Genomic DNA, 26,250 nt, shown 5'->3' with positions numbered 1-26,250 from the left:
GTGCTCCTGTCGATTGAGGCGGTATGTGTAGGAAGCCGGCCTGCGCTGGTCCAGCTCAGGCGGCGACGTTGCGCCCGAGGGCGTCGATGTGCTCGCGGCAGACGTCCTCGACCAAGCCTTTGAGCACCTCGATGTGCTCGCCGAGCCAGCGCAGTTCCTCGTCGCTGATCGCATAGTGCGGCGAGTAGCGCGCGTTGACATACGCCTGCCGCAGCAACTCGAAACAACGCCGCGCGAAGCGGTCGTCGCGCGGCCATGCCGCGACCAGCCGCGGCGCGATCTGCTCGGCCTGCGAGCGCAGGAAGTTCAGCCGGTGCGACTTCGGGCTGTAGAGCGTCAGCACCAGCAGCGTGCAGTGATAGAGGCGCTCGACGGTCTGATGCAGGTCGAAGGCCGCTTTGTTGTTCCAGCCCTGCGACATTGCAAACTTTGCGGTTCCGAAGAACTCCGCGACGCTCTTCGACCACTCATCGAAGTGCCTCTGCGCCTCGACCTTCGCTTCTGCCGGCGGCAGCAGCCGCGGCTGCGCGAACGGGAAGCCCTCCGCTTCGTAGAGCGCGATCCCCTGCTCGACGATGTCGATGAAGAACGGCCGGCCGCGCTCGAGCTGCGCGTTCACATCGTCGAGGCTGTGGACGATGAAGCTGACCGGTGCAGCCAGCGCCTGGTTGATGGTGACATCTCGCATCAGCCGATCCTCGGCCGCCGACCACAGCTCGAAGTCGGTGAGGTGCTCGTCGTTGACGACGACGAGGATGTCATAGTCACTGTGGTAGCCGCCAACCGGATCGTCGACCCAGTCGCCGCGGGCATGGCTGCCGTAGAGCACCAGCTTGAGGATGCGGGCCTTGCGCTTCCAGTTCTGCGTCGCCCCGGCAAGCGCGGTGTCGAACGCCTCGAACAGCACGCGCACGACGTGGGCGAGCTCGCGCTGCTTGGAAGCCGGGAGATGATCGAGGTCGTCGCGCACGGATGCGATCCTAGCGGGTGGTGCGAGATTGGCAAAATGGCGCCGCCGCCGTCATGGCGGCGGCGGTTCGGTTGCCCGGCGCAGCGCGATCATCGCCGTGGCGTACAGGGTTTGCGCTGCGTCTTCACGGATGCCCAACCGCGCTGCGATCGCGGCATAGCTCAGCCCTTCGGCATCTTTCGCCAACAGCACCTCCCGCTGGTCGGCCGGAAGGCGGTCGAGCGCGGCAGTGACTGCCGCGGCGAACCGGTCATGCGACATCGCTCGCCTCCCCGGCATCGAATGCCAGCAGGAAGTCGGCGGCCTTGCTTGCCTGGCTCGCAGCCCGGAAGGTCGCACGTGCATCCTCGCGCAGTACCTCGAGCCAGCAGGCGACATAATCGGCGTGCCGCACCGTCGGTCGGATGCCGAGGCTCGCACAGCTGAACGCCGCGCACAGCTCGGCGACTAGTTCCTCGCGGGCATAGGCGTTGCTGCCGTATGCGCCGGTCTGGTCACGGTCGAGCCGGCTGCGGTGCCCGGTCCGGTGGCCAAGCTCGTGAAGCGCGGTCCTGTAGTAGTTGATCTGGTCGCGGAACGCCTGCTGCTGGGGCAGCTGCACCATGTCGAGCACGGGCGCATAGAAGGCATGGTCGCCGCCAATGCGGATGTTTGCCCCGCAAGCCGCCATCAGTGCTTCGGCACGTGGGATCGCCTCACGCTCGGGCAGCGGTGCCGTGGGTGCGGTGATCTCGTCCGGCAGCCCGTCGCACTGGTCGATGTTGAAGACGGTGAAGCGCTTGAGGAACGCCACCGTGCGCGCCTCGCGGTCCTCGTCGGCCGCGCGCGCGTCCTCGCCCTTGGGCGTGAAGCGGTCGGCATAGCAGACGGTGGTTCCCTTCTCGCCCTTGCGGACGCTGCCTCCGAGTGCCTGTGCCTGGCGGAAGGTGAGCCAGCGTTGCGATGCATAGCCGCCCTCCACCGCCGCTGCCCACAGGATGAGGATGTTGATGCCGGAGTAGCGCCGCCCGGTGCCGGCGTTGTGCGGCAGGGTGCACCCGCACGCCGTAGTGTCCCAGGGCTGAACCCAGGGCAGCCGCCCCTCTTCCATCTCGGCGATGATGCGGTTGGTGACCTCGCTGTAGAGATCCTGCCGGCTGGTCTCGCGTGCCATGTCCTCTTGCTCCTTTGCAGACCACCGCAACCGGCGCCGGAAGTGGCGGGGGTGGGCGGCAGGAGCGCACCCGGCAGGCCCGCACGAGCGGCGGGGAGCACCCCTTGGGGCCGCAACGCAGTGGAGGAGCCGCGCCAGCGGCTTGCTGCCCGCCGCGGCGGGACTACGGGCAAGCGACGCCCACTCCCGACACCTTTCGATGCCGGAGGCACGACGCCGCCCGCACCTGCGGGCGTCCGCCTGCCGCGGCAACGCGGCACCCCGTTAGCGATGCACACCCGCATGGGCCGGGACGGCACCGCCGGCCCGGTGCGCAGCATGGCAGCGCGGCCCCGCGCACGCCGGGCGACGGCAGGCCCCCCCTGCCCTTTTTCTTCGGAAACGACGGGCTCAGGCCTTTGTGGTGTCGTCGGGACCCCCGCTGGTGACCCTAAGAACCGATCCCATTGCCGCCGCCGGCGGCAAGATCCCACACCGGTTGGCAGACACTCACATCATCCAGCCGGAGACCTGCCATGCCCGAACCGGACCGTATCCTGCGCCTCAACGCCGTGCTCGACCTCACCGGGCTCAGCCGCTCGACGCTCTACCGCAAGGTTGCCGACGGCAGCTTCCCGCGTCAGGTCCAGCTCAGCACCCGCTGCGTCGGCTGGCGCACCTCCGCCATCGCCGAATGGCAGCGCAACCCCATCTTTTACAGGGTTGACGCGTCATAGCCGTGACCACGGCCATGACAGCTTCCCGCCCCATTTCGGACGTGCGGCGAACTCAGCACCGGTCCCGAAAGCCGTCCTTCGTTAATGTCGTGACGATGAACAGAATGGGGGGAAACCCGCCCGTCCGCTTTTGGGGCAGCGATTCGCGAAAAGGAGACTTTCGTTCATGTGATGGGGACGGGGGCTCCAGCCCCGTGGTCGGGGGGGCGTCGGTCCGCTTTTGCGTGGCGATCGCGGAAAACGGACGTTTGTTCAGGTAGCCCACCGACGTCGAAGCTGGTCACTCAGATCATTGGCGAATCTTGCTCTCGTATGCTCGATCTTGAATGATCTTGTGCATGAGTCGGCGGATAACCACTACGAGGAAATGGAAGGCGGCTGGCGGAGGTGCTGGTATTCTAAATTTACCGAATCGGTAGTGCGGTCTTGTACTTGACCTCGTCCAAGACGATCATCGTCTTTACCGACAGATTAAGGTCGATGCGGGTGAGCTGTTCCAGGAACTTGCGCAGCGACTGGTTGTCGGCGATTCGCACGCGGAGGATGAAGTCGGCGTCTCCGGCGATCCGGCCCTTATTCGCTTGCGGCGAGAAGCCGCGAGCTGGTCTTCACTTCCGGCCAGATCGGCTTGGACGCGGATAGCGGGGCGCTGGTCGAGGGCGGCTTCGAAGCGCAGGCGCGCAAGGCGTTCGACAATCTCAAGGCGGTGGTCGCCGCGGCAGGCCTGAGCTTCGGCGACGTCGTGAAGTGCAACGCCTTCCTGACCGACGTCGCCAATTTCGCCGCGTTCAACGACATCTACACCTCGTACTTCGAAGCACCCCATCCCGCCCGCACCACCATCGGAGTCGCGCAACTCCCGCTTGAAGCGCAAGTCGAAGTGGAACTGATCCTGCAACGCAGCGGGGGTACGCGGTAGTCGCGGCTCCCACGTGTCAGCCGTCGGGCGCCGTCCGCTTGCGACGTAGCAGCAGCAACGGCGCCCACGGCGATCGTGCCGCCGCGAGTGCTCCCGTCCGGTGTTGCTTGAAATCGCGGCTGTGCCTATCGGGATCGCTTGGACCGGGGGGCGGCTCGAACAGCGTGCAGTTGCTGTTCTCGGCGGGTTCGGCCTTAAGCAGCAAGCGATCGAGCAGCGCGTTCATGATCGTGGCGTCTAGGTTCGAAACCGCGAACTGATCAAACTCGAGTGCTAACGCCGGCGCGGGGACCGTCTCTGTCACGACCTCCAGCATTCAACATGATGAGAAAAAGTGGTGCGGAGGCATCATCCTAGTTCGGGCCCGGGTTCTTCAATCTGATTGGTCGTCTTCTATGAGACCACCGCGGCGGCTCGACGCGATCGCAAGGTTGGAGCGCTCAGTGTCGGGGTACAACCTGCCGCCCTAAGGTGCGATAAAACCGACGGATCTATCCCGCATGTCGTCGTTTAGTCGGGATCAACGGGAGCCAACGGGCTCGTTCTGCAAAGATGAATGAATGGCAGAAGTTAAGAAGCGCGAAGGGCGGCATGAATGTCTGCTTCTGGTTCAATCATCGCCGGCTGCTCGAGCCCATCGGCAACATGCCGCCCGCTGGAGCCAAAGAGCAATACTATGCTGCCGCGGACATCATCGATATGGCGGTGTGACTCACATCCAACAGCCTCCGGCAAACCCGGCGCGGTTCACTGCTACCGCCGGAGAGATACCCCCCTGGACCCCTGAGTGGTAGCGGCAGGAAGCCACCACTTCTCGCCGTCATGTTGTCGCAGAAGCGGCGACATATGCGATGCTGAGAAGTCAGGACTTCAGCGACAAGGCGGTGACTACTTGCGACCCACCTCTGGTCATTCCATTGTTCAAGGTCAAACGTCCGCTTAGGCCGGAACCGGTCATCCGCGTGTCGCGAGCGGCTCGGCAGGAGTGCGACCCATAGCGGCGATTGAAGCGCATCTATGACAGGGACGTCAGGAGATCACATGCAGCACTCGGCTGTAGAGCAAGCGCAGGCGATGGACCGCGAATGGTTCGAAAATCATCCGGGGCGCACTATGCGCATACGGGACGCTCTGCCCTACGAGTTCAACCGACCGCTCCCGCAAGCGCGACCCGGCTTTACGTGGCGCGTGATCGTCAGGGAAGTGGAGCCCGGCGTGCGAGCACGCAGCCCGCTCGCGGCCCGAGCTGAACTCCGGAACGAGGACGCCAGCGAACAGGATATTGATCGCATATTTCGTGAGGTGTCACCTGATGTCTTGAAGTATATTCATCGATGACAGCCATTTGGCTGCTGGCGCCGCCACGATGGTTCGCCGGTTGAATGTAAGGGGACCAGCGTGACGAACGATCATCCTGATGATCGGTCTCTAGCGGCTTACCAAGAGGCGATGCGCTTTCATGCGAGCACCCTGGCCTTGGCAGAGGAAGCACTGGCTGGGTTCCGCAGCGCCGCAGATGAACATCTGGCAGCGCGCGTCCTCACGCTTCGCGAGCAAGCCCTGCGTGGCCTACGGGTGATGGAAGCACTGATCGCTGCATGGCACCACGATCTGGCCGAACGCCAAAGATGGCGCGAACAGGGGGAACGTGAGATTCGAGAGCGTTATGAACCTCTCGCGGAGCGCTATCGGCAACGGCGCAGATAAGTCGCCCCGTGGATTGATCTGGAGCTTGCCTATTGATGGAGATAGGCCCGGCTCGGCGCTGGTAGCGCTCCGCCAGAGGCATGCCGTCCGCCTTCCCTCGACGCACCGCCCTCGCTCGGTGCTCTTTGCTCATCCCGATCGCCGATCTCAATCGTCAGCATCGTGGAAGCAGCAATAGCCATGCTCTCCAATGAGCGATTTAGCCTCATTCTCATCGTCGCCACCCTGATCGAGATTGACGCTGCGCAGCCGAGTCCACGGCCCATGCTCGACCGGCAGTCTGGTCCCGCTCTCATCCGCACACAGCGCTTTCAAACTTCCGCTGCTCTGAAAAATCCACACCTGCATGGCATCTAAACGGGCGCGAGTTGCCGAAATGTGTTGACCACCTGCTGATGGTTGATTGGCTTGCCGAGAATAACGGAGGGCGGCTCGCACGGTGCGCAATCCTCGGGCGTACCCGTGATGAAGATGACCGGGATCGGCCCGGCTCTTGCGATAATCGCCTCTACCGCACGCGGACCTGTCCCAGTGAGCAGGTTCACATCCGAAAGAATGATGCCCGGCAGCTTTTCTCGCGCGGCGGAGATGGCATCGCCTTCCGTGGCAGCTCTCGCGATCGACGTGGCGCCAGCCTCCTCGGCAAGCTCCGTCAGATATTCGACGATAAACCAGTCATCTTCGATGATGAGGACATGGCACATTACAGGTGACGGGTGTCAGGCATGCTACCCTAACCCTTTCAACCGGCAATGGTTTATTCTCGTGACGAAATAATCGGATCGGCGCCTCCTGAGCCGCGCGATCAAGGTCCTGAACCTCTAGGCCGGCGTCCGCTCACAAGCCGGCTGCCTCATCGCCGCTCGTCCTGCCTAAGTCGCACCCATGCGCATAAAGCGGTCCGTGCCTGGAAGGCCGGGAGCTTGCCAGAGCCGTCGCTCGAAAGCGGACATCATGCCCGAAGCGACGTTACTATCAGGGGACTACGGTTTAGGCTGCCGCGGGAAGGTGTGCGGCTTTGCCCCTGGTCGCGATCAGTGAGGCAAGCCCGGTACGATCGAGCGGACGCCCGATCAGGTATCCCTGGATCGTGTCGCAGCCTGCCGCGACGGAAAAGTCGAACTGCTCGGTGGTCTCGACTCCTTCGACAGTCGTCGACATGCCGAGGCACTTGGCCATGGTGATAATGGCCCGGACAATGGCCGAACTCTCTTCATCATGAGGCACTTGGCGCACGAACGACTGATCGATCTTGATCTTGTCGAAGGGAAACTTGCGCAAGTAGCTGAGCGACGAGTAGCCGGTGCCGAAATCATCCATCGAGACCCGAACACCCAGCTTCCTGAGCTGGTTCAGCGTTTCAAGGGTGCCGGTTTCATCCGACAGCAGAACGCCTTCGGTGACCTCCAACTCCAAGCGCTCTGGAGCCAGGTGGTTCGCTTGGAGCGCTTCTACGATATTTGAAACCAGTGAGCGATCGCGAAACTGCGCTGGCGACAGATTGATCGCGACGCTCATAGTTTCCGGCCAAGTCGCCGCCTCGGCGCATGCCGTCCTTATCACCCATTCGCCTAGCGGAACGATAAGACCTGTTTCTTCGGCGATGCCGATGAAGTCGGTGGGCGAAACCAGCCCACGCTCGGGGTGGTTCCAACGCACGAGAGCCTCGGCTGAGGTGATGTTGCCCGTCTTCGCGTCGGCTAAAGGTTGGTAATGAAGCTCTAGTTGCCCTTCAGCCAGGGCAAGCCGCAGTCCGGTCTCGATCGAACGGCGCTCACGCATCTGCTCGTCGAGCGAGATATCGTAGCGGCGGAACGTCCCCCTGCCGCTTGCTTTTGCAGCGTAGAGGGCGAGGTCGGCATTGCGCATCAACTCCGCCGGATCGTGGCCATCGTCTGGCGCGAGGGCTATGCCGACGCTTGCTCCCAGGTGAATTGCCTGCCCTTCAAGCATGAAGGGACGTGCCGCGATGATTTCCTTAATGCGCGTTGCGAGCGCAAAAGCTGCATCGTTCTCATCGGTAGCCAACTGCAAAATCGCGAACTCGTCGCCACCAAGCCGTGCTATGATATCCTCGCCACGCAAGGTGGACCGCAAGCGATCTGCGACCATGCCGAGGACTATGTCTCCCGCCGTGTGACCGAGGGTGTCGTTGACAGCCTTGAAACGATCCAGATCGAGCATCAGCACTGCGCAGGGGCGGTCCCGCTCGCGGCGCGAGGCTGTATGTAGCGCTAGAAGATCGAAGAAGCGCGTCCGGTTGGCGAGGCCGGTCAGGGAGTCTGTAAACGCAAGCAGCCGCATCTTGGCTTCTGTCTGCAGGCGCTCGCGCTGATCTCTGACGGCGATCACGGTCTGGATCTTGTGCCCCAATGTGACCTCGCGGCGGAGAACGCGGACAGGAACATTCTTTCCTTCAGCGCTGATGAGATTGACCTCGCGCTCTTCGCGTTCAGGCATGCCGGACACATCGAGGCCGGGCAGCAGGGAACTGGCAAAGAGACCGGACAAAGAGCCTGGCTCGTGTCCCGATAGGAACTCGATGCTGTCGTTCGCGGTGACGATCACGTCATCCTGGCAAATCAGCAATCCTTCGAGCGCAACGTCGGCTAGCTCGCGAAGGCGCTGTCGATCCTGCCGGAGCCGAGCTTTCGCCGCGAGATCGAACCGCCATCCAAATACGGCCAACACGATGAGGGCAAGGGAGACGCCCGCGACAACGGGCGTAATCGCGAGGGGAGAGACCGCGCTCTCCGGGAATTTGACCGCGGGATCGAAATCGAGCGTCATGGCCGCCATGCCGCAGAAGTGAAGCACGGCTATCGACAGCAGCAACAATGGCGCTGCGGCCAAACGTATGTGCCTGTTCCGGCTTCCCACCGCCATCATTGCCAAACCCGAGATAGGTAGGCTGAGGATGACGGAAGGTACTACCAGGCCCAGGTTCCAGGCCACCGTCCCTTGAACGAGGTACGCGGCTTGACCGATATAGTGCAGCGTCGCCACGCCGATGCCAACGATCAGCCCTGCCACGAACTGCTGCCAACGCTGCCGTGCCCGGATGGAGATCGATACACCGGCGCCGATCCCGATGATCGCGCAGGTCAACGATATGGCTGTCAGCGCCGGCTCAAAAGCTGCGGGCATACCGGGCTTGAACGAGAGCAGCACGATGAAGTGGGTTGCCCAGGCGGTACTCCCGCTCGCGATAATGCTGACCAGCCCCCAGCGGGTCCGAGCCCGCCCAGTCGCCCGAGCGGCATGGTGGCCGATTGCGAAAGAGGCATAGATACCAACAGCACAAACGAGGCCGCCAGCGATCATCAGGCGAGCATCATGCATGTCTCGCATGCACTGGATGACAGAGAGCAAAGGAACGGCCATGTGGCCGTATAAGGGGAGGTTCTTAACGAAACCGACCCATGACCAAGCTGGAGGGTGGCTATCCTGTCGCCCTGTCAGAAGCTGTCGGACCTCTCACCGTCATTTTCGGGCCGTCCCGTTGTCGCAAAAGCGGCGACATACGCGACGCCAAAATCTCAGCAGTTCCGCGACAAGGCTTTGGCTGGCGTGCTTGGAACACCAGGAATGGCTTCCATTCAGCCGGCCGGTTCCAGCTTCGCATACTGTTACAAATCGCGACCATTTCACGCCCTCACGGGGATAGGGCTGTGACACCTGGACCCTAGTTAGGTCATCGACGCCGGGCAGGCGGCGGAATTCGAACTAGGAGAAAATCCGTGAAGAAGTTCATCTTGATGGCGGTTGCAGCTTCGCTGATCTCAGGCAGCGCGATGGCCGCCCCGCAGCAGCAGGCCCAGCGGCATACGGTGGTCAAGCAGAAGGTGGTTGCCAAGCAATCGCCGCAGCGCACGCAGTATCGCAGCGACTGGCGCAAAGGCGAACGCTTCGACAGCCGTCAGGCACGCAACTATCGCCAGATCGACTACCGCAAATATCGCGGCTTGAAGGCTCCACCGCGCGGCTACCGCTATGTGCAGTCCGGCAACGATGCCGTACTGGTGGGCATCTCGACGGGGGTAATTGCCGCCATCTTCGCGGATGCGGTCAGGTAACGGCCGAAGGATTTTGTAAGATGAAGGAAAACGGCGGTGCCTGAAGGCACCGCCGCTTAGGTCTGTGCAAAGTACCGTTGACGAACGTTTGCGCCGAGGCGCGCGGCCAATTCACCGAACGCAGCACCGAATTGTCGCTTAACCGACAACGTTCGCGACGGCCGAAGTCAGCACTTCCGCGGCACGGCGGTTTTCTCGATTCTCCTTTGCCTGAGGGTCAGGGCTACTTCTTCGAGCGCCCCATAACGTCAAGGGGGGGCGGACCCGACGCGGTCGAGAAAGTCGTCGGGCGTAAGCTCCATCTCACAGTGTAAATGGATGGGGGCTGCTAATGCGGAATTCCGCTGGTGCTGCCGAGCGTCAAACGCCTTCGGCAGACGATCTGATCGAGGTGTGGACCGCCCGCGACTTGTCTATGGCAGGTCCCCCAAAGAGATGTCCCAAGAATAGGGATTAACACGACTATTTAATTCTAAGGTACCTGTCTTAACGTTTCGGCAACATGATTAACCCACTTCTGGAACGGGAGCAGCGAGCGTGAGACTCGCCGGGGGCGGACCTAAAAAGGGACGTCATAATGAAGGTTTTCACGGGAGGAGCCGGAGCAAGCGTTCTGGCAATTGCACGGGCTCTCGCGCCTGTTGCGGCAATTGGTGTAGGAGCCAGCTTGCCGGCCGCAGCACAGGCGCAAAGCCTTTGCTTGCCGATTATCGGGGGCGGCATCAATTGCACCCCGGATGCGGCCGCCAGCCCGGACGCTCCGATGCTGTTGCCGACCGTGATCGACGCGGTCGATATCGCCGGGCTCGACGTCACGTCCAACGGCACGATCCTGGGCAATGTGACGAGCATCACCACGCAAGGAGATGGTGCCACCGGAGCATTGCTGCGCGCGGTCGACGGAGTGATCTTCGCGGCGGACGGTCTGATTTCCACCGTCGGCGACGCTGCGCCCGGCCTCGACGTCAAGGGCAGTGTCATCAGCCTCGACCTGGGCGACGTGACCACGCAGGGCATCGGCTCGAACGGTGTGCAGCTCGTGTCGACCAATGGGCCGATCACGCTCGATGCCGACCTGATCGACACCAGCGGCGATCTGTCGACTGCCGCGCTGCTCACCGCGGCAGGCGATGTCGACCTGAACGTGGGCGTGCTGCGCACCCAGGGTGCACAGGCGCTCGGCCTCGACATCTCGACCGACCCGGCGGCCTGCGTGCTGCTCGGCACCGGCGGCTGCGACGTCACGGCCGCCGCCGACGAGATCACCACCAACGGCTTTGGGGGCATCGGCGCGCTGGTCTCGGCGGCGACCGGCGTCACCACGCTCAACGTCGACGTGCTTCAGACCGGCGGCGACGAAGCCGCGGGGCTCAACCTGCAGACCGATCCCACCGCTTGCGCGACGCTGGGCGTGGGTGCGTGCGACCAGAACTTCACCGTCAACGACCTGCGCACCAGCGGTCTCGACTCGATCGGCGCAATCGTCCGCGCTGCCGGCAACGTGTCCGGCGACATCGGGGTTCTGCGCACCAGCGGCGATGACGCAGTCGGCATTGACCTCGCCTCCGATCCCGACGCCTGCCTGACGCTGGGCGCAGGCGCGTGCGGCAACGCCTTGTCGATCGGCGAACTGACCACCCAGGGCAACGGCGCCACAGGCGTGCTGGCACGGGTCGTTGGTCCGACCACGCTCAACTTGGGGCTGCTCGTGACGCTGGGCGACAATGCTAACGGCATCGACATAGCCGCCAACCCGACGGTCTGCGCGCTGATCGGCGCCGGCGCCTGCGATACCACCGTCACCGCGACCCGTATCAGCACCCAGGGGCAGGGCGCCGCCGGTGCGGTCCTGCGTGGGCTCGACACCGTCGTCTTCGCGGTCGACGACTTAATATCGACGGTCGGCGACAACGCTCCCGGCCTCGACATCGAGGGCAGCACCATCACCGTTGACCTGGGCGACCTCACCACCCAGGGCGTTGGCTCGAACGGCGTTCAGCTGGTTTCGACCGACGGCCCCATCACGCTCAACGCCGACCTGATCGACACCAGCGGCGACCTGTCGACCGCGGCGCTGCTGCGCGCGGCGGGGGACGTCAACCTGAACGTGGGCGTGCTGCGCACCCAGGGTGCACAGGCGCTCGGCCTCGACATCTCGACCGACCCGGCGGCCTGCGTGTTACTTGGCACGGGTGGGTGCGACGTCACCGCCGCCGCCGACGAGATCACCACCAACGGCTTCGGCGGCATCGGCGCGTTGGTGTCGGCGGCGACCGGCGTCACCACCATCGACGTCGACCTGCTCCAGACCGGCGGCGACGAGGCGGCGGGTCTTGACCTCAGCACCGATCCCACCGCCTGCGCGACGCTGGGCACCGGCGCGTGCGACCAGAACTTCACCGTCGGCAACCTCCTGACCGGCGGCGCGCGCTCGCCCGCGGCGCTGATCCGCGCGGCAGGGAACGTCACCGGCAGCATCAGCGTGCTGCGGACGCAAGGCGATGATGCGATCGGGCTCGATCTCGCCTCCGATCCCGATGCCTGCGTGCTGCTCGGCGCCGGCGGGTGCGGCAACGCCTTCTCGATCGGCGAGCTGACCACCCAAGGCGACGGCGCCATCGGCGTGCTCGCCCGCGTCGTTGGGCCGACCACGCTCAACCTGGGCCTGCTCGAAACGCTCGGCGAGAACGCTACGGGTATCGACCTCGCCGCCGATCCCGCCGCCTGCGCCCTGATCGGCGCCGGCGCCTGCGACGTCACGCTGGGCGCGGACCGGATCACGACGCAGGGCAACGGCGCTCTCGGCGCACTGATCAGCGCACCCGGTAACATCGTCGCGAACATCGGCGCACTGTCGACCGCGGGCGACAACGCGACCGGACTCGGCATCGTGCTCGATCCGACCGTCTGCCTGGTACTTGGCCCAGGCGCGTGCAGCGTCGACGCCAATGTCGGCGATGTCGGCACCGGGGGCGACAACTCACCTGGTGTCGATGTCGATGCGGGTGAAAGCGACACCCCCGTCGACGTCGAAACGGGGGACATCGACACCGGCGGCAACGCCTCTCCTGGCGTCGACATCGACACCGGAGGCGCTGTCGACGTGGATACCGGCGATATCCATACAGGCGGCGACGCTTCGCCGGGCGTGGACGTTGACGGCGGCGATGCACCCATCGCGATCGACACCGGGGACGTCGATACCGACGGCAACGGCTCGGCAGGCGTGATCGTCAATGGCGGAGACGGCCCGATCACCGTTGATACCGGCGATATCGACACGGGCGGTGCCAACTCGCCGGGCATCGACGTCACCGGCGAAGGCCCGATTGATATCGGCACCGGCGACATTCACACCGGCGGCAACGGATCGACCGGCGTGATCGTCGACGGCGGCGCCGGCGCGATCGACGTAGACACCGGCGACATCGACACCGACGGTGACGGCTCGGCAGGTGTCGACGTCACCGGTGATGGTCCCATCGCGGTGGACACCGGCGACATCCAGACCGATGGCGAGGGCGCGACCGGCGTAATCGTGGCTGGCGGTGACGGTTCGATCACGATCGGCACCGGAGATATCGAGACCGGCGGGAATGATGCATCGGGGGTCGACATCGTCGGCACCGGTCCGATCACCGTCGGCACCGGCGCGATCGAAACCGTAGGCAATGGGTCGACCGGGGTTGCCGTCGGCGGCGGTGCGGGGCCGGTCGACGTCAGCACCGGCCCGATCACCACGACCGGCGACAACGCCACGGGCATTGACCTCGACACCACCGACGGCGACCAGACGATCGTCGCCGGTCCGATCACCGTCACGGGTCCGGGATCCAGCGGCATCACCGCCGACGCGGCCGGCTGCGCCACGGTCGCGATCACTGCGACCGGCCCGATCAGCGCCGCGCAGGGGCGGGGCATCCACGCGAGCAGCGGCTGCGCGGTGACGGTGACCACGATGCAGGGCGCATCGGTCGACGGCGACGTCGCCGGGATCGATGTCGCCAGCGGCACCGGCGCGACGATCACCATCGGCGGCAGCGTCTCCAGCGGATCGGGTCCCGCGATCAACGCCGACGGAGCCGCCGCACTGGTGACGATCACCGACACCGGTACGGTGACCGGCAGGGTCGACCTCACCGACGGCAACGACCAGCTGGTCAACTTCGGCCGGTTCCGCGCCTTCGGCGACATCGACTTCGGCGCAGGCGACGATGCGTTCGAGAACAACGCCACCTTCGCCGTCCGTCCTGACAGCACCACTGCTGGCACGGTGCGGCTCAACGGGTTGGAGCGTTTCGCCAACCGTGGGCTGGTGGAGATGCGCAACGGCGTCGCCGGCGACGTGTTGGCGCTGCCGGGCAGCTTCGCCGGCAGCGGGGCGAGCACGCTCGGCCTCGACGTCACGATCCGGGAGGCAGGCTCGACTGCGGACCGGCTCGAGATCGGCGGTGCCGCCACCGGCAGCACTACCATCATGACCGACCTGCTCAACGGCAACGACGGCATCTTGGTCAACGACCTCGTGCTGGTGTCCGCAGGTGCGGGAAGCAGCCCCGGTGCTTTCACCCTGGTGCAGGATGATCTGTCGGTCGGCCTTGTTCGATACGACCTGGTGTTCGATCCGACCGACGCGACCTATGCGCTGTTCGGCACCCCCAACGACCAGGCGCTCGAACTGCTTGAAGCGGTCGAGGGAGCTCGCCAGACCTCCTACCGCAGCAACGACGCCTGGTCCGGGCACATGCAGCAGCTGCGCGATGGTCGCGGCGGTGCAGACGCCGACACGCCCGAGCGCGGATCGGCGCTGTGGGGGCAGATGTTCGGATCGGTCGACAAGCGTCGGGAGCGGCAGGACTTCACCGCCTTCGGCCAGACGCGGACGGTGGTGCTCGACCACCGGCAGGACTTCTTCGGCGGCCAGGCCGGCTACGACTTCGCCAGCGGATTGGGCGACAACGGCTTCCTGTTCGGCGTCACTGCAGGCTATGCCAATTCGGCAGTGACCTTCCGCGCCAACGCCGATCGCTTCACCTATGACTCGGCTAATGTCGGCGTCTACGGCAGCGTCAATGCCGGACCCTTCTTCCTCAACGCCCTCGCGAAATACGAGCGGCACTGGATGCGCGCGGTGTTGCCGGGTGCCGGGGTGCGGCAGAAGATCAAGGGTGACGGCTATGGCAGCAAGGCGGAGGCAGGGCTGCGCTTCGGCGGGAGCAGTGTGTTCGTCGAGCCGGCGGTGTCGATTGAGTATGTCCGCACCAGCCTCGACGATCTGGTGTCGGGCCCGAGCACGATCGACTCCGACAGCAGCGACGGGCTGCGTGGCAAGGCGGGGCTGCGGATCGGCACCGACCAGAGCTGGGGCGACACCAAGGCAAGCTTCTATCTTCGCGGCAACGTCGTCCACGAGTTCAAAGGCCGGAACGCTATGACCTTCGCTGACGGCGGCAATTCGCTCGACTTCGATCTCAATCGCATCGGCACCTACGGCCAGGCGGCGGTAGGGTTCACCGTTGCATCGGCGGGCCGCGTCAGCGGCTTCGTGGAAGCGACGGGCGACTGGAGCGACGACTATAAGGGCGGTGGCGCGCGGGGCGGAATCAGCATCCGCTTCTGACGATCGTAGGCGGGCTGCCTTCTTCCATGTCCGGCAGCCCGCCCCTTATTCAGATCGGCTATCCAGCGAAGCGATATCTTGATTGTGCACGGGAGTGCTGGGGTTCGGGGTCTCCAACGGCAGTGTGTCCGCCTAGACGAGGCGCGTGAGGAGCGATTCAACCATGTCCGATTGGAAGTTTTCCAGCAGTCCCGAAAAACGAGGCGTCCCGAGCACCAGCACCTTCATTGCGCCGGCCAGCGGGACGGTCCCTCATCTCGCTGGGCGGAACGATGGCTGATACTGCTGCGCTTGAACGATGCCGGCACCTGGCACCTGGCACCTGGCAGCGGAAGCTTCGGCGGTGCGAGGCATAAGTTGGTCGAAGTCGAGCCCGACAGCATTTAGCCTTCAGGTCCGGTCGCCCCGATCGCAAGAGGGGGGAACGAAACTGATGTGCCCTAGCCGCCAGGCGCGATCGGGATCACCGGGCCAATAGTCGCGGGGATTGAGCACAGCGTCGGGCGGCGCCGCGCCGACGATCTGCGCGCTAATCACGCGACCGGTCTCCCGCAGATGCACTTCGGCACCGGGGAACCGCGCGTCTAGCGCGGCGTGCAGCGCGGAAGCATCATCCGCGATCTCGCAACTGTCCAGCGCCCGAGGCGCCCCGTCGACGAGCTCGGCCGATGCTGCTCGAAGCGCCCTGATGCCGTCGTCGAGAATATCGAGCGAGATCATCCCGGCGGCCAACGCGTCGGCCCACCAGTATCCCAGGCCGATTCCGATCACGCCGCCTATTCCCGCGATCCCGGTCATCCAGTTCGCCTTTTGGGTCATGGCATCGGTGAACAGCGTCTTGTCGGCGAGATGCTTGGCCAAGGGCAGTTTCAACCACCCGAGCACCATGGGCACGATGATCGAGTAGCCCTGCGCTGCCACCATGATCCATCCCAGCCATATCTCTTTACCGAAGACATCGACCGCGACCACGGTCGCGTGCTCTTGTGAGGCCAGGCTAATCGCCGAGTCGACCAGCAACGTGCCACCGAGAGCCGTTAGTGCTGCAGCGGCTATGACGAAGGCGAGGCTCGGCACGCGCGCGAAGCCGTTCGGGAATCTTGCATTGGCGGGGCGACGCTCCACGCGCGCCGAAATCAGGAAGACTGCCGGTGGGATCAGACTGAGACAATCTTCGACCCAGGCCGACTTCATCGTCTGACTTGAACCCATGGCCGCGCCCATGACCACGATAACGCTAATCGTCCACCCAATGGACCACCACTCAAGGCGCTCGGCACGGCGCATGACATCTTGCAGCCGATCCGGAATCCCACCGCTCACGGCTTTTTCCCTGCCGCTTTAGTCTCACGCTGAACCAACATGATCCACGCATTCTCACCGTTTCGTACAACGATGTGACTGGCGGTCTTACCGGTCGGCGTCTCAATCCTCCCGATCGGCGGACCAAGTGTCACCCGTGTTTTCCATGGTGTCTTCTCGTCGAAGCGTCCGCCCACCACGACATCAAGCTTGCCGGCCTCCAAGTCTAGCAGCAACGGCTCCAGCATCCCGCGTTGGAAGATGGGCTCTGCGCCCGTCGATGCCTCCACGCGTGTCAAAACTCGGTGCCAGCCTAACGCATCGGGGGGCAATCCGCCCTCAACGCGACCGACCCTAATGACGTGCTGTCGACGAATTCTGTCGAGCGTACCCTCTGGATCTTTGGGTATGTTGCCGCAGCCGGCAAGGCACAGCAGCATCAGATAATGAGCCTTCATGGCCAAGCTTATGGGTCAGTGACAAGATCGCGTCCACAACGACAGACCTCTGGCATCGGGTTGGTCAGAGCGAGGCTGTCACTGCCAACTTTGCTCTAGGGGGTGGTCAAGACGCTGACGCACTTTCTCGCCCAGCGGTGATCCAGTCACGCCTCCTCATGGTTCCGCTGACGTCGCGAGATTATCAGGAATGCTCAAGAAGCGGCGACCTATGCCGGTCCGCCCGGGAGGCGAGGCAATCGGCCTGTCCGTCCAGCTTGATCAGCGGCATTGTCGTTGGAGGCAGTCTGCTTCGTCACCGTCAGCACGGCGATATAGTCGATCCACCCTGTGGGAGGCACGCCATCTTCTCGCGCTGCATCCGCGAATTCCAGCAAAAAGCCATGTTCAATCGCCGCGAAAATATCCAGTCGCACGGTCATGCCTCTTGCATACGGCGCGCCTCCACCTGTTCCAACCCCTTGTACTCGAGGGTAATCTATTAACCGCGCAATGCTATTCCGGGCTCATGGACGCAAATTCCGGAGGCTTTCCGTGCCTTGGCAATGGGAATTGGGACGCTCCTACAGCCGCCCGGATCCTCGACCTGCTGCCCGGTTTGGTCGCTTATTTCGGCCTCGACTTGCGGTATCGCTACGCCAATGATCGATACGCCGAATGGCGCAGCATTCCAGGACGAGAAATGGTGGGTAAGTACGTCCGCGAGATCGTGGGCGAGCGGAATTACCCGCTGATTGTCAGCAAGCTTCGCCAGGCGGCAGCCGGCGAGCCCGTCGTATACGAGTACGACATCTTCGACGGGGAGCAGCAGCGGCGTGTGCAGGGCAGCTACGTCCCCGACGTAGATGCCGATCGAAAGGTGATCGGCATCATTGCTCTAGTGACCGACATTAGTGTGCGGGACGACCTTCAGCGCCGCATCGCACGAGGCGAGGCGATGTTCAACGAAGCTTTTGAGAACGCCCCGATCGGCAACGCCATCGTCGACGTTCAGGGGCACCTCATCCGCTCGAACCGCGCCTTCGCCGCCATGCTCGGCCGAACACTGGAGGAGATGACCGAACTCTCCATTACTGACATCACGCATCCGGATGACATCGATGCCGATCTGGTGCTCTTCCGGAGCGTCCTCAACAAGGAGCGCGACGGCTATTGGCTGGAGAAGCGCTACGTCCGCAAGGATGGAAGCTGCCTGTACGGAAAGCTTGTAGTTGCTGCGGTCCGGAATGACGCCGGCGACGCCGTCCGGTTTCTCACCCATGTGGAAGACATCACGCAACAAAGGGAGGCGGAACGCAGGCTTGCCGAGACCAACGCCCGCCTGTCCCTCGTCACCAAGGCGATCCCCGGTGGATCCTGGCATCTCGATGTGGCCACATCTCGTTTCGAGACGTCGGAGGCTCTGGCGCAGTTCGTATGCGGCCCCACCTCCGCGACCATGGACCTGGCGCGCTACTCCTCTCGCATTCACCCTGAAGACCTTGTGACAGCGGATCTCGGTCCTTTGCTCCGCGGTGACATGGATCGGTCGTCGGTAGAATACCGTCTAGAGACAATCGCCCGCACAAGATGGATGCGCTGCGACCGCCGGCTTCTCCGTGATGCCCAAGGACACCCCGAGCAGATCGTGGGGGTGACCATAGATTTTACCGAGGAACATGAACGACGGGCACTCGCGGAAGGCCAGGCAAGCACGGATCCGCTGACGGGTCTGCTGAATCGCCGCGGGCTTGATCAGCGGCTGCGCGACCTGCCGCAAGAATGCCCCTGTGGTGTCCTCGCCATCGACCTGGATGGGTTCAAGCAGGTGAACGATCAGCTGGGGCACCAGGCCGGCGATGCCCTCCTCACCGAAACCGCATATCGCCTACGCGCGATTACCCGAACCATGGATCTGGTCGCACGCGTGGGTGGAGACGAGTTCGTAGTGGTGCTCGTCGGTTTGGAGACTTCTGCGCTGCAGGTTCTCGCCGAGCGCGCAACAGTGAGGCGACAGGAGCATTTCGCTACCATCGCCGGCTGCGGACACCACGTAGGAGCAAGCGTTGGGGCAAGTTGGTCGCCCCAGCCCCCGAGTTCCGCCGGAGGCATCCTCGCGCGCGCCGGTGCTGCGTTGTATCAGGCCAAGGCTGCCGGCCGCGGCACTTTGCGCGTCATCATCTGAGGTGGGGCAAGCTCCTCGCGCAAGCCGAAGTGCCGAGGTCGCAGTCGCTCAATGGGACCTCATATGGGCTTCATGCGCCGCCTGTTCCGGAAGGGATTGCTCCCCTCTCTGCGTCGTCACGGGCGTTCGCTTGAACGATTGCACAATCGCCCAGGCCACGAAGACCGATGCAACAGTAATTAACACGAAGATCAGCTTAGCGGTCATGTTCGGCTTCATCCGGCGTCCTCGTCGGCTTTTCGTGTGTCGCGAGATCCATTCACCGCGCTGAAGTATCAAGCGTCTCGCCTCTCTCTACGACAGGAACAGCGGGCACGCGATCAAGCCTGTCCAGCAGAGCATCAAACTCGTCGTTTTCTTCAACCGAAAACACCCGTTCGAGGCAACCTCCGAATGCTTCGAGGTCCCGCCGCGTAAGCAACGCGACGGCGACAATTTTCGCGTCAGGCACGATCATTCTCCCGTTCGGGTGACCAACATATATCAATCCGAATGGTGCCAACCGTTACGGCTTCGAAAGCACTTCGGGATGGCGATGCGAGTCCCTTATACCGACGAAGGGTGCTATGGGCATATATCAAGGAGGCGGCCGTTCGCCGGAGCGGTCCCTGCCCTGACAGTTGGGAACTTACGGCTTTGTCTTGGCCCAAAGCCTTTCTATATGCTCTCGATGCCTGATCCGCATCATCAGCCGACACGGCGCCTCATCTACAGCAGCACGGCCGTGGGCGATGATCGTGACGTCGACCTCTCCGACATTCTTCAGAGTTCGCGAGTGAACAACGCCCTTGATGGAATCACTGGGCTGCTGTGGAGTGACGGGCGCGAGTACGTGCAGGTCGTCGAAGGAGCGGGTCTGGCAGTCGCCGAGACCTTCGAGCGGATCCGGTCGGATCCACGGCATCGGGACGTCGCCGTGCTATCGGATCAAGCGGACGTCGAGCGCGCCTTTATCTACTGGACAATGGCGCAATTGGTGCCTGGTGAAGACTCCTTGGAGATACGCCATCACTTGAACCACCTCCTGCGCGATGCTCCCCCGGAAGTGCGGTCCGCATTCTCGAACAGGCAGATAGTTGCGCGCTAATCAGCTAGAAACAAGGGCAGGCTGTCGGCTGCTACGCGCGCGCACCTGCAATCAGCGTGTCGAGATCGCGGGCACACATGGGACGGCCATAGAGATAGCCCTGTCCCTCGACGCAGCCCATTTCCGCTAGGAACTGCGACTGTTCGGCCGTCTCGATTCCTTCCGCCACAACGCCCAGGTTAAACGCGTGGCTAAGGCGCACGATAGCGTCGATCAGCGCCGCATCATGGTTGCCGGGCTGTGCGTCCTTCGTAAAGCTCCGATCGATCTTGAGGCGGCTCACCGGCAAGTCGCGGAGCAGGCTGAGGGATGCATAGCCCGTCCCGAAATCATCTAGTGCAATCCCGACCCCCAAGGCGCGCACGGCTCGCAGGATTGCGGCTGAAGACTGCGTGTTCTTGACCGCCACCCGCTCCGTCATTTCCAGCTCGAGCAGCTTAGGTGGCAGCTTCCAACGACGCAGTTCGGCCGCAACGGTGTCCGGGAGGTAACCAGACAGGAACTGCGCCGCTGAGAGGTTGACTGCCACAACCAGCGGAGTTCCCGAGGCCGCCCAGGCGGCAGCCTGCTGCACGGCAGTGCGCAGGACCCACTCGCCCACCCGTGCGGATAGGGGCATGAGTTCCAGGGTGGCCAGAAATTCGCTAGGCGGAAGCAGTCCACGTTCCGGGTGCTGCCACCGTAGAAGCGCCTCCATCCCGGTCAGCTTGCCGTCACTGAGCGTGACCTGCGGCTGATAATGAAGCTCGAACTCCCCACGCTCGAAGGCGCGATGCAACTCCGTCTGCATCGACCGGCGGGTCTCCACGTCGTGTCGAAGGTGTGGTTCGAAGTAGCCTACGCTACCGCCGCCTTCGTCCTTGGCACGATACAGCGCCAAGTCGGCATGGCGCAGCAACGTGTCGATGGTTTCGCCATGATAGGGCGCCACGGCCAGGCCAATGCAGGTTTCGAGCTGAAGCTGCTGGCCGTCGATGTCGAAGCCTTCTCGGAAGCTGAGGTGAATGCGCTCAGCTACCTTATAGGCGCTCCGGGCATCGCCTACGCCACGTAACAGGATCACGAACTCATCTCCCCCGAGCCGCGCCAGGAGATGCTGGTCTTCCAAAAGGCTCTGCAGTCGCTCGCCCACCGCAAGCAGCAGGCGATCGCCGGTGGCGTGCCCGAAGACGTCGTTGACATCCTTGAAGCCATCCAGATCGAACAGCAGCAGCGCAGCGGCTTCCCGGTCGGACAGAACCTCTTGCGCTTGGCTATGGAACTGCACCCGATTGGGAAGCCCGGTCAGTCCATCCGTGTGGGCCAGACGCGTCAGCCGCCGCTCACTCGCTTCGTGGCGCTGCTTGCTACGCCATAGCTCCAGGCGCTCGACGACGATCCCGGCCAAAGTGCGCAGCAGCCCGCGGTCCCGATCATTCAGGGTGCGTGGCTCGTCGTGGATGAGACACAACGTTCCCAGAGCGTCGCCCGAGGCCACCCGCAGTGGCGCCCCCGCATAGAAGCGGATGTTGGGAGGGCCTTGTACCAGCGGGTTGTCGGCGAACCGCACATCCAGAAGCGCGTCCTCCACTACCATCACATCATGTCCGTCCAACGCATGAGCACAAAACGACATGGAGCGCGGGGTTCGACACGCCTCTACCCCGCGGCGCGCTGCGAACACCTGCTCATCACGGGCCACGAAGGAGACCATCGCTCCGGACACCCCGAACAGCGACACCGCCAATTCGACAATCGTGTCGAACTCGGCGTCCGCTGTTCCGTCCAGCACGCCATAGTCCGCAAGCGCCGCAAGCCGTTTGGCCTCAGTATGCGTGGAGATGTCGAGTTCCGGTATAAGAGAGCCAACCACGCAACATCCTTCGCCTGACTGGCATCGTCTATAAAAGTGATTACGCCCTATTCTCCAGCACTTAAAACACTATCAACTGGTCGCGCAAACGGCGAGCCTGATGGTCAGCTGCTGCGGTGGCGCTTCGCAAGCGCTCGGTAGTGCTGGATGCGCGTCACCCGAAGGCCCGGTATACCTGTACGCTCGACCGTCTGCTGCCACCCTGAAAACTCCTCGCGCGACAGGCTGTATCGAGCGCATGCCTCCTCCAGCGTCAGCAATCCGCCGTTCACCGCCGCAACCACCTCAGCCTTGCGTCGGGCAGTCCACCGCTTGGTGTCTGAAGGCGTGAGGGTATCCACCGTTAGCGGCGTCCCGGATGGACCGATCACCATCATCGGATGCGCTTTGTCCTCCCTTGTCATTTTTACCTCTACAAGGTGGATCTGCAGCCGACGTCCTGCCTCATTTTCGCGGCAGGCCTCACCTGAAGGCCAGAGGTAAATATCTGGTTGCGGTTTGAAGCTCTCCAGTTGGAGTCTCGCGAACTGCAATGGAGCAGGCGACGACTTGGTAGTTTTTCGGGTGATAGCGAGATCATGCCTGAGAAGACGAGCTGATCGCCGGACTCCGTATGGTCGCGATCTTTACCTCCGCGCCGCAGTCTTTATTGCGCCTGCTCATACGTACTTCGAGGGTCCGGGTGGGAGTTTTTGGAGTATGAACGAAACCCAGCCGGGAACGTTTATTTAACTTGGTGCGTCTTTTTTCGGTTAGTCGCCTACCCGCGGAGCAACGGAACAACGGAGCGAAGATAGTGAGCGCTGTGGTCGTAGCCCGCGATGATATGATGATCGACAGCCAGACGAACTTCGCTGCGGCGACTCAGGCGATGCTGCCTGCCCTGCGCGGCTATGCCCGTCGGCTGACCCAGAACGACACGAACACCGACGATCTCGTTCAGGAGACGCTGGTCCGCGCCTGGGCCGCACGGTCACGTTTCCTGCCCGGCAGCAACTTCAAGGCGTGGCTGTTCCGTATTGCGCGTAACACCTTCTTCACGAGTGCGCGGCGATCCTGGCGCGACACGCCTCTGGATCCGATCGCCCATGCATCACTCCTCGTAGAACGTGCAGACCAGGAGGATGCGCTATACTCCAGAGACCTTCGCAAAGCGCTCGCAAGGCTTCCTCCTGTGCAACGAGAGGCGCTGCTGCTGATCGTCGAGACGGGCCTCACCTATGGTGAAGCGGCGGTGATCCAGCATGTGGAGCCGAGCACTTTGAGGAGTCGTGTGGCCCGCGCGCGAGCCGCCTTGATACGGCATTTCGACGATGAAATGAGCGGACCTGCAGAGCCTTCGCCGGCTCAAGTTTCCAAAGCACGAGCATCGAAACACGAGCGTGGACTTAGCCCCTACGAAGCCTGGAAGGCGTCTGGCGCACGCACCATCGGCTGAACCGATCCGCAGTCTTACATTCGCGCCAGCTCTGCGGGATTGAGGGCAGCGGCCTGCTTTTCCAACAGCCCCGATCGTTTGCTGAATAGCGTCGAAGGCAGGGCTAAGCATCGCACTTCCCGGCGAACGTGCTAAGGATGGCATCTGCGGTTCCTAACAAGCTTCAGAATGAACACCGAAAGCATCACTGGTCACGAGATTGCAGAGCATGATTGGTCGAGCACGCCGCTCGGCCCGCAAGAGACGTGGCCGCTCGCGTTGCGCTCAACACTCGCGATGATGCTGGCTTGTCCGACGCCGATGTTCCTGGCGTGGGGACCGGAGCTGCTGTGCTTCTACAACGACGCCTATCGCCCGATCCTCGGCTATCGGGTTGAGACGGCACTGGGGCGGCCCTTTCGGGAGGTGTGGGGCGGTATCTGGAGCGAGATCGAGCCGTTGGTGACCGCAACGCTTGCCGGCGAGAGCTGCACCGTCACCGATATGTGGCTCGACCTCCGCCGGCAGGGCGTGCCGGAGGACAGCTGGTGGGCCTTCACCTACTCGCCGGTCTTTGACGATGATGGCGAGATCGCCGGACTGCTTAATGTCACCGGAGAAACCACGAACCGGGTCGTGGCCGAGCGCGAGCGCAAGGCAGCCGATGAGCGGCTCGAAATGGCGCTCTCTGCCGGCAATAGTATTGGTTTATGGGACTGGGATGTTGCGAACGACCGGGTCACGGCGGACGTTCGTTTTGCCACCCTCTACGGCATCGATCCCGATCGTGCTGCCGAAGGGGCTACGATCGCCGAGTTCTTCGCCGGCATCCACCCTGAAGACCGGCCTCGCGTGCAGAATGAGGTTGCCACTGCGATTGAGGGATGCGGCAGCTTCACTTCCGAGTATCGGCTGCTCCAGGTCAATGGCAGCGTCCGCTGGGTTTCTGCGCAAGGCCGATGCATTGCCGGTGAGGATGGCCTCTGCATCCGCTTCCCGGGTATCAGCTACGACATAACCGAGCGCATGACGTCGGAGTTGGCGCTCAGGGCCGCCAAGGCGGAGCGCGACTTCGTGGTCGAGCTAACCACTCGTCAACGGGAGATGAGTGATCCGGAAGCCATCATTCGCATCTCTGCGGAAGCGCTCGGACATCGGCTTGGCGTTCATCGTGCCGGTTTTTATCGCCTCATCGGCGCCAAGCAGATGCTCCACGGCGGCAACTGGACAGATGGAACGCTCACCCCCTTGGTCGGCATCCAACCCGCCAGTGCTTTTGGCCAACGCGCCGAGCGCCATCGGCGCCGAGGCAAGGCACTGGTGTTCAGCGACAGCCGCTATGACAACGATGGCGACTTGATGCCCTATGCCGAGGGCGGCGTTCTCGCCGGCCTGTGCGTGCCGCTCATGAAGGATGGACGTTGGCAGGCGGGGATTTATCTCCACCAAGCCGAGATACGTCGCTGGACGCCTGCAGAAATCTCGCTGGTGAAGGAGGTAGCGGAGCTGACCTGGCTGGCCGTCGAGCGAGCCGAAGCGCTGGTCCGGCTCAGTCGGCGTATCGATCAGCAGAGCGTGGCACTCGCCGAAGCCAGCACCGAGATCAAGGCGGAAGCGGACCGGCGGACTGCGGCCGAGAGCCAGCTGCGCCAACTCCAGAAAATGGAGTCGCTTGGCCGGCTGACCGGCGGCATTGCGCACGACTTCAACAACATGCTCGCGATTGTCATTGGTGGGCTCAACCTTGCCCAGCGCCGGCTCGCCCGCGGCGAGCAGGACATAGGCAAGTATCTTGACGGTGCGATGAATGGCGCCACTCGCGCCGCCACGCTGACCCAGCGCCTGCTCGCTTTCTCGCGGCAGCAGCCGTTGTCGCCAGAAGCAATCGACGCCAACACACTCGTGTCCGGCCTTGCGGAACTGCTTGCCCGGTCACTCGGCGCATTGATCCAGCTCGAGACCGTTCTGGGTGCAGGCTTGTGGAAGGCCAAGGCAGACGCGGCCGAGCTGGAGAACGTCATCGTCAACCTGGCGGTGAATGCACGAGATGCGATGCCGGAGGGCGGCAAGCTCACGATCGAGACGTGCAACGTCCATGTCGATGACGACTATGCTCGCGATGCTGACATAGCGTCGGGCCAGTATGTGCAGATCGCCGTAACCGATACCGGCACCGGGATGACGCCCGAGGTGCTGTCCAAGGCGTTCGATCCCTTCTTCACTACCAAGCCAGTGGGTAAGGGCACCGGGCTTGGCTTGAGCCAGCTGTTCGGGTTTGTGCGCCAGTCGGGTGGGCACGTACGCGTCTATTCCGAGCTTGGTCACGGAACTACCTTCAAGCTCTACCTGCCACGCTTCTGGGGTGAGGAAAGACCGGTTGTGCGGCGTGCGCCGGCACCGCTTCGCCAGGGTAAGGTGACCGAGATCGTCATGGTGGTGGACGACGAGGAACGCGTCCGTAACAACTCGGTCGAGGCGCTGCGCGAACTGGGCTACACGGTCATCCATGCTGGCAACGGCCCCGAAGCGCTGGCGATGATTGAGTCAGGCCAGGACGTGACGTTACTCTTCACCGACATCGTCATGCCAGGCATGACCGGTCGCGAGCTTGCGGATCGCGCGGTCGAACTGCTTCCGCGGCTCAAGGTCGTCTATACAACCGGCTACACCCGCAATTCCGTGGTCCATAATGGAATACTCGATCCGGGCACCAATCTCCTGCCCAAGCCCTTCGGAATCGACCAGCTCGCCGCCAAAATCGCTGAAGCGCTGGACGCTTAGTGGAGCCGTCTACCAGCCCGGTCGTTCA

At 63.2% G+C, this 26,250-nt stretch carries 23 protein-coding genes and 1 pseudogene; 10 read left to right on the top strand and 14 right to left on the bottom strand.

Translation table 11 applies throughout. The annotated features are described in order from the left end of the window. Window positions 1-55 precede the first annotated feature (55 nt). Genes LK533_RS08125 through LK533_RS08115 form a run of 3 tightly spaced genes read right to left on the bottom strand, consistent with a single transcriptional unit; the run spans window position 56 to window position 2,123 of the window. Window positions 56-970: a HEPN domain-containing protein gene (locus tag LK533_RS08125; RefSeq protein WP_229362291.1), complete on the bottom strand. Its 915-nt coding sequence runs from the start codon at window positions 968-970 to the stop codon at window positions 56-58. Window positions 971-1,021: 51 nt separating this feature from the next. Next, complete coding sequence (locus LK533_RS08120) at window positions 1,022-1,231, bottom strand: RNA polymerase sigma factor (protein WP_229362290.1); 210 nt, start codon at window positions 1,229-1,231, stop codon at window positions 1,022-1,024. Then, the gene (locus tag LK533_RS08115) at window positions 1,221-2,123 is read right to left on the bottom strand and encodes an ArdC family protein (RefSeq protein ID WP_229362289.1); all 903 of its coding nucleotides are present in this window, start codon (window positions 2,121-2,123) and stop codon (window positions 1,221-1,223) included. The genes LK533_RS08120 and LK533_RS08115 overlap by 11 nt, the downstream gene beginning before the upstream one ends. A gap of 515 nt (window positions 2,124-2,638) precedes the next feature. On the opposite strand from LK533_RS08115, the gene LK533_RS08110 reads away from it, so the two are divergent. After that, a complete protein-coding gene (locus LK533_RS08110; protein WP_229362288.1) occupies window positions 2,639-2,839 on the top strand; it encodes a helix-turn-helix transcriptional regulator in 201 nt (66 codons plus the stop codon). A 404-nt stretch (window positions 2,840-3,243) separates the two neighbouring features. Here the strand turns inward: LK533_RS08110 and LK533_RS08105 are convergent, their stop codons facing one another. Beyond that, complete coding sequence (locus LK533_RS08105) at window positions 3,244-3,375, bottom strand: hypothetical protein (protein WP_229362287.1); 132 nt, start codon at window positions 3,373-3,375, stop codon at window positions 3,244-3,246. A gap of 29 nt (window positions 3,376-3,404) precedes the next feature. Here LK533_RS08105 and LK533_RS08100 point away from each other — a divergent pair. Continuing rightward, window positions 3,405-3,758, top strand: a pseudogene (locus LK533_RS08100) (Rid family detoxifying hydrolase); the annotation flags it as partial. Window positions 3,759-3,774: 16 nt separating this feature from the next. Here the strand turns inward: LK533_RS08100 and LK533_RS08095 are convergent. Further along, entirely contained in the window at window positions 3,775-4,074 is a 300-nt protein-coding gene (locus LK533_RS08095) for a hypothetical protein (RefSeq protein ID WP_229362286.1), read from the bottom strand. A 236-nt stretch (window positions 4,075-4,310) separates the two neighbouring features. Between LK533_RS08095 and LK533_RS08090 the strand changes: the two genes are divergently transcribed. Both LK533_RS08090 and LK533_RS08085 read left to right on the top strand, forming a co-directional pair. Further along, entirely contained in the window at window positions 4,311-4,469 is a 159-nt protein-coding gene (locus tag LK533_RS08090) for a hypothetical protein (protein ID WP_229362493.1), read from the top strand. A 687-nt stretch (window positions 4,470-5,156) separates the two neighbouring features. Then, entirely contained in the window at window positions 5,157-5,465 is a 309-nt protein-coding gene (locus tag LK533_RS08085) for a hypothetical protein (protein WP_229362285.1), read from the top strand. Between the two features lie 147 nt (window positions 5,466-5,612). Here the strand turns inward: LK533_RS08085 and LK533_RS08080 are convergent, their stop codons facing one another. The 3 genes from LK533_RS08080 to LK533_RS08070 all read right to left on the bottom strand — a co-directional run bounded on the left by LK533_RS08080 (window position 5,613) and on the right by LK533_RS08070 (window position 8,807). Then, complete coding sequence (locus LK533_RS08080) at window positions 5,613-5,813, bottom strand: hypothetical protein (RefSeq protein WP_229362284.1); 201 nt, start codon at window positions 5,811-5,813, stop codon at window positions 5,613-5,615. Window positions 5,814-5,818: 5 nt separating this feature from the next. Continuing rightward, window positions 5,819-6,169 carry a response regulator gene (locus tag LK533_RS08075; RefSeq protein ID WP_229362283.1) on the bottom strand — a complete coding sequence of 117 codons (351 nt, stop codon included), beginning with the start codon at window positions 6,167-6,169 and terminating at the stop codon, window positions 5,819-5,821. 286 nt (window positions 6,170-6,455) lie between these two features. Continuing rightward, window positions 6,456-8,807: an EAL domain-containing protein gene (locus tag LK533_RS08070; RefSeq protein WP_229362282.1), complete on the bottom strand. Its 2,352-nt coding sequence runs from the start codon at window positions 8,805-8,807 to the stop codon at window positions 6,456-6,458. Between the two features lie 398 nt (window positions 8,808-9,205). On the opposite strand from LK533_RS08070, the gene LK533_RS08065 reads away from it, so the two are divergent. Further along, the gene (locus LK533_RS08065; RefSeq protein WP_229362281.1) at window positions 9,206-9,541 is read left to right on the top strand and encodes an RcnB family protein; all 336 of its coding nucleotides are present in this window, start codon (window positions 9,206-9,208) and stop codon (window positions 9,539-9,541) included. Between the two features lie 763 nt (window positions 9,542-10,304). Further along, window positions 10,305-15,161 carry an autotransporter outer membrane beta-barrel domain-containing protein gene (locus LK533_RS08060; protein WP_229362280.1) on the top strand — a complete coding sequence of 1,619 codons (4,857 nt, stop codon included), beginning with the start codon at window positions 10,305-10,307 and terminating at the stop codon, window positions 15,159-15,161. A 390-nt stretch (window positions 15,162-15,551) separates the two neighbouring features. Here the strand turns inward: LK533_RS08060 and LK533_RS08055 are convergent, their stop codons facing one another. The 3 genes from LK533_RS08055 to LK533_RS08045 form a co-directional block, all read right to left on the bottom strand. Next, entirely contained in the window at window positions 15,552-16,484 is a 933-nt protein-coding gene (locus LK533_RS08055) for a cation transporter (RefSeq protein WP_229362279.1), read from the bottom strand. Then, entirely contained in the window at window positions 16,481-16,921 is a 441-nt protein-coding gene (locus tag LK533_RS08050; protein WP_229362278.1) for a hypothetical protein, read from the bottom strand. Before LK533_RS08050 ends, LK533_RS08055 begins: the two co-directional genes overlap by 4 nt. 209 nt (window positions 16,922-17,130) lie before the next feature. Continuing rightward, window positions 17,131-17,343, bottom strand: coding sequence for a hypothetical protein (locus LK533_RS08045; protein ID WP_229362277.1), 213 nt, complete (start codon window positions 17,341-17,343; stop codon window positions 17,131-17,133). 86 nt (window positions 17,344-17,429) lie between these two features. On the opposite strand from LK533_RS08045, the gene LK533_RS08040 reads away from it, so the two are divergent. Continuing rightward, the gene (locus tag LK533_RS08040) at window positions 17,430-19,085 is read left to right on the top strand and encodes a GGDEF and EAL domain-containing protein (RefSeq protein WP_229362276.1); all 1,656 of its coding nucleotides are present in this window, start codon (window positions 17,430-17,432) and stop codon (window positions 19,083-19,085) included. Window positions 19,086-19,344: 259 nt separating this feature from the next. On the opposite strand, the gene LK533_RS08035 is transcribed toward LK533_RS08040, so the two are convergent. Beyond that, window positions 19,345-19,542, bottom strand: coding sequence for a hypothetical protein (locus LK533_RS08035; protein WP_229362275.1), 198 nt, complete (start codon window positions 19,540-19,542; stop codon window positions 19,345-19,347). A 213-nt stretch (window positions 19,543-19,755) separates the two neighbouring features. Here LK533_RS08035 and LK533_RS08030 point away from each other — a divergent pair, with 213 nt between their 5' ends. Continuing rightward, window positions 19,756-20,172 carry a BLUF domain-containing protein gene (locus tag LK533_RS08030; protein ID WP_229362274.1) on the top strand — a complete coding sequence of 139 codons (417 nt, stop codon included), beginning with the start codon at window positions 19,756-19,758 and terminating at the stop codon, window positions 20,170-20,172. 31 nt (window positions 20,173-20,203) lie between these two features. On the opposite strand, the gene LK533_RS08025 is transcribed toward LK533_RS08030, so the two are convergent. Together LK533_RS08025 and LK533_RS08020 are read right to left on the bottom strand one after the other, a co-directional pair. After that, window positions 20,204-22,024 (bottom strand): putative bifunctional diguanylate cyclase/phosphodiesterase, encoded by a 1,821-nt coding sequence (locus LK533_RS08025; RefSeq protein WP_229362273.1) that lies wholly within the window; start codon window positions 22,022-22,024, stop codon window positions 20,204-20,206. A gap of 104 nt (window positions 22,025-22,128) precedes the next feature. Then, entirely contained in the window at window positions 22,129-22,428 is a 300-nt protein-coding gene (locus tag LK533_RS08020; protein ID WP_229362482.1) for a DUF1153 domain-containing protein, read from the bottom strand. A 392-nt stretch (window positions 22,429-22,820) separates the two neighbouring features. On the opposite strand from LK533_RS08020, the gene LK533_RS08015 reads away from it, so the two are divergent. Both LK533_RS08015 and LK533_RS08010 read left to right on the top strand, forming a co-directional pair. Continuing rightward, window positions 22,821-23,462, top strand: coding sequence for a sigma-70 family RNA polymerase sigma factor (locus LK533_RS08015; RefSeq protein ID WP_229362272.1), 642 nt, complete (start codon window positions 22,821-22,823; stop codon window positions 23,460-23,462). Between the two features lie 168 nt (window positions 23,463-23,630). Next, the gene (locus LK533_RS08010; RefSeq protein WP_229362271.1) at window positions 23,631-26,222 is read left to right on the top strand and encodes an ATP-binding protein; all 2,592 of its coding nucleotides are present in this window, start codon (window positions 23,631-23,633) and stop codon (window positions 26,220-26,222) included. Window positions 26,223-26,250: the final 28 nt, after the last annotated feature.

This window comes from Sphingomonas sp. PL-96 (assembly GCF_020707215.1).
GTDB lineage: Bacteria > Pseudomonadota > Alphaproteobacteria > Sphingomonadales > Sphingomonadaceae > Sphingomonas.
The sequence above is the reverse complement of the archived record's forward strand: the minus strand, read 5'-3'. Positions and strand labels throughout refer to the sequence as shown.

Excerpts from the sequence above, each read along its gene's own strand:
- LK533_RS08050 (WP_229362278.1), bottom strand. The coding sequence starts at position 16,921 with ATGAAGGCTCATTATCTGATGCTGCTGTGCCTTGCCGGCTGCGGCAAC.
- LK533_RS08070 (WP_229362282.1), bottom strand. The coding sequence starts at position 8,807 with ATGCATGATGCTCGCCTGATGATCGCTGGCGGCCTCGTTTGTGCTGTT.
- LK533_RS08045 (WP_229362277.1), bottom strand. The coding sequence starts at position 17,343 with ATGACCGTGCGACTGGATATTTTCGCGGCGATTGAACATGGCTTTTTG.
- LK533_RS08035 (WP_229362275.1), bottom strand. The coding sequence starts at position 19,542 with ATGATCGTGCCTGACGCGAAAATTGTCGCCGTCGCGTTGCTTACGCGG.
- LK533_RS08095 (WP_229362286.1), bottom strand. The coding sequence starts at position 4,074 with ATGCTGGAGGTCGTGACAGAGACGGTCCCCGCGCCGGCGTTAGCACTC.
- LK533_RS08090 (WP_229362493.1), top strand. The coding sequence starts at position 4,311 with ATGAATGAATGGCAGAAGTTAAGAAGCGCGAAGGGCGGCATGAATGTC.
- LK533_RS08020 (WP_229362482.1), bottom strand. The coding sequence starts at position 22,428 with ATGACAAGGGAGGACAAAGCGCATCCGATGATGGTGATCGGTCCATCC.
- LK533_RS08060 (WP_229362280.1), top strand. The coding sequence starts at position 10,305 with ATGCTGTTGCCGACCGTGATCGACGCGGTCGATATCGCCGGGCTCGAC.
- LK533_RS08115 (WP_229362289.1), bottom strand. The coding sequence starts at position 2,123 with ATGGCACGCGAGACCAGCCGGCAGGATCTCTACAGCGAGGTCACCAAC.
- LK533_RS08010 (WP_229362271.1), top strand. The coding sequence starts at position 23,631 with ATGAACACCGAAAGCATCACTGGTCACGAGATTGCAGAGCATGATTGG.
- LK533_RS08030 (WP_229362274.1), top strand. The coding sequence starts at position 19,756 with ATGCCTGATCCGCATCATCAGCCGACACGGCGCCTCATCTACAGCAGC.
- LK533_RS08075 (WP_229362283.1), bottom strand. The coding sequence starts at position 6,169 with ATGTGCCATGTCCTCATCATCGAAGATGACTGGTTTATCGTCGAATAT.
- LK533_RS08080 (WP_229362284.1), bottom strand. The coding sequence starts at position 5,813 with ATGCAGGTGTGGATTTTTCAGAGCAGCGGAAGTTTGAAAGCGCTGTGT.
- LK533_RS08040 (WP_229362276.1), top strand. The coding sequence starts at position 17,430 with ATGGACGCAAATTCCGGAGGCTTTCCGTGCCTTGGCAATGGGAATTGG.
- LK533_RS08120 (WP_229362290.1), bottom strand. The coding sequence starts at position 1,231 with ATGTCGCATGACCGGTTCGCCGCGGCAGTCACTGCCGCGCTCGACCGC.
- LK533_RS08110 (WP_229362288.1), top strand. The coding sequence starts at position 2,639 with ATGCCCGAACCGGACCGTATCCTGCGCCTCAACGCCGTGCTCGACCTC.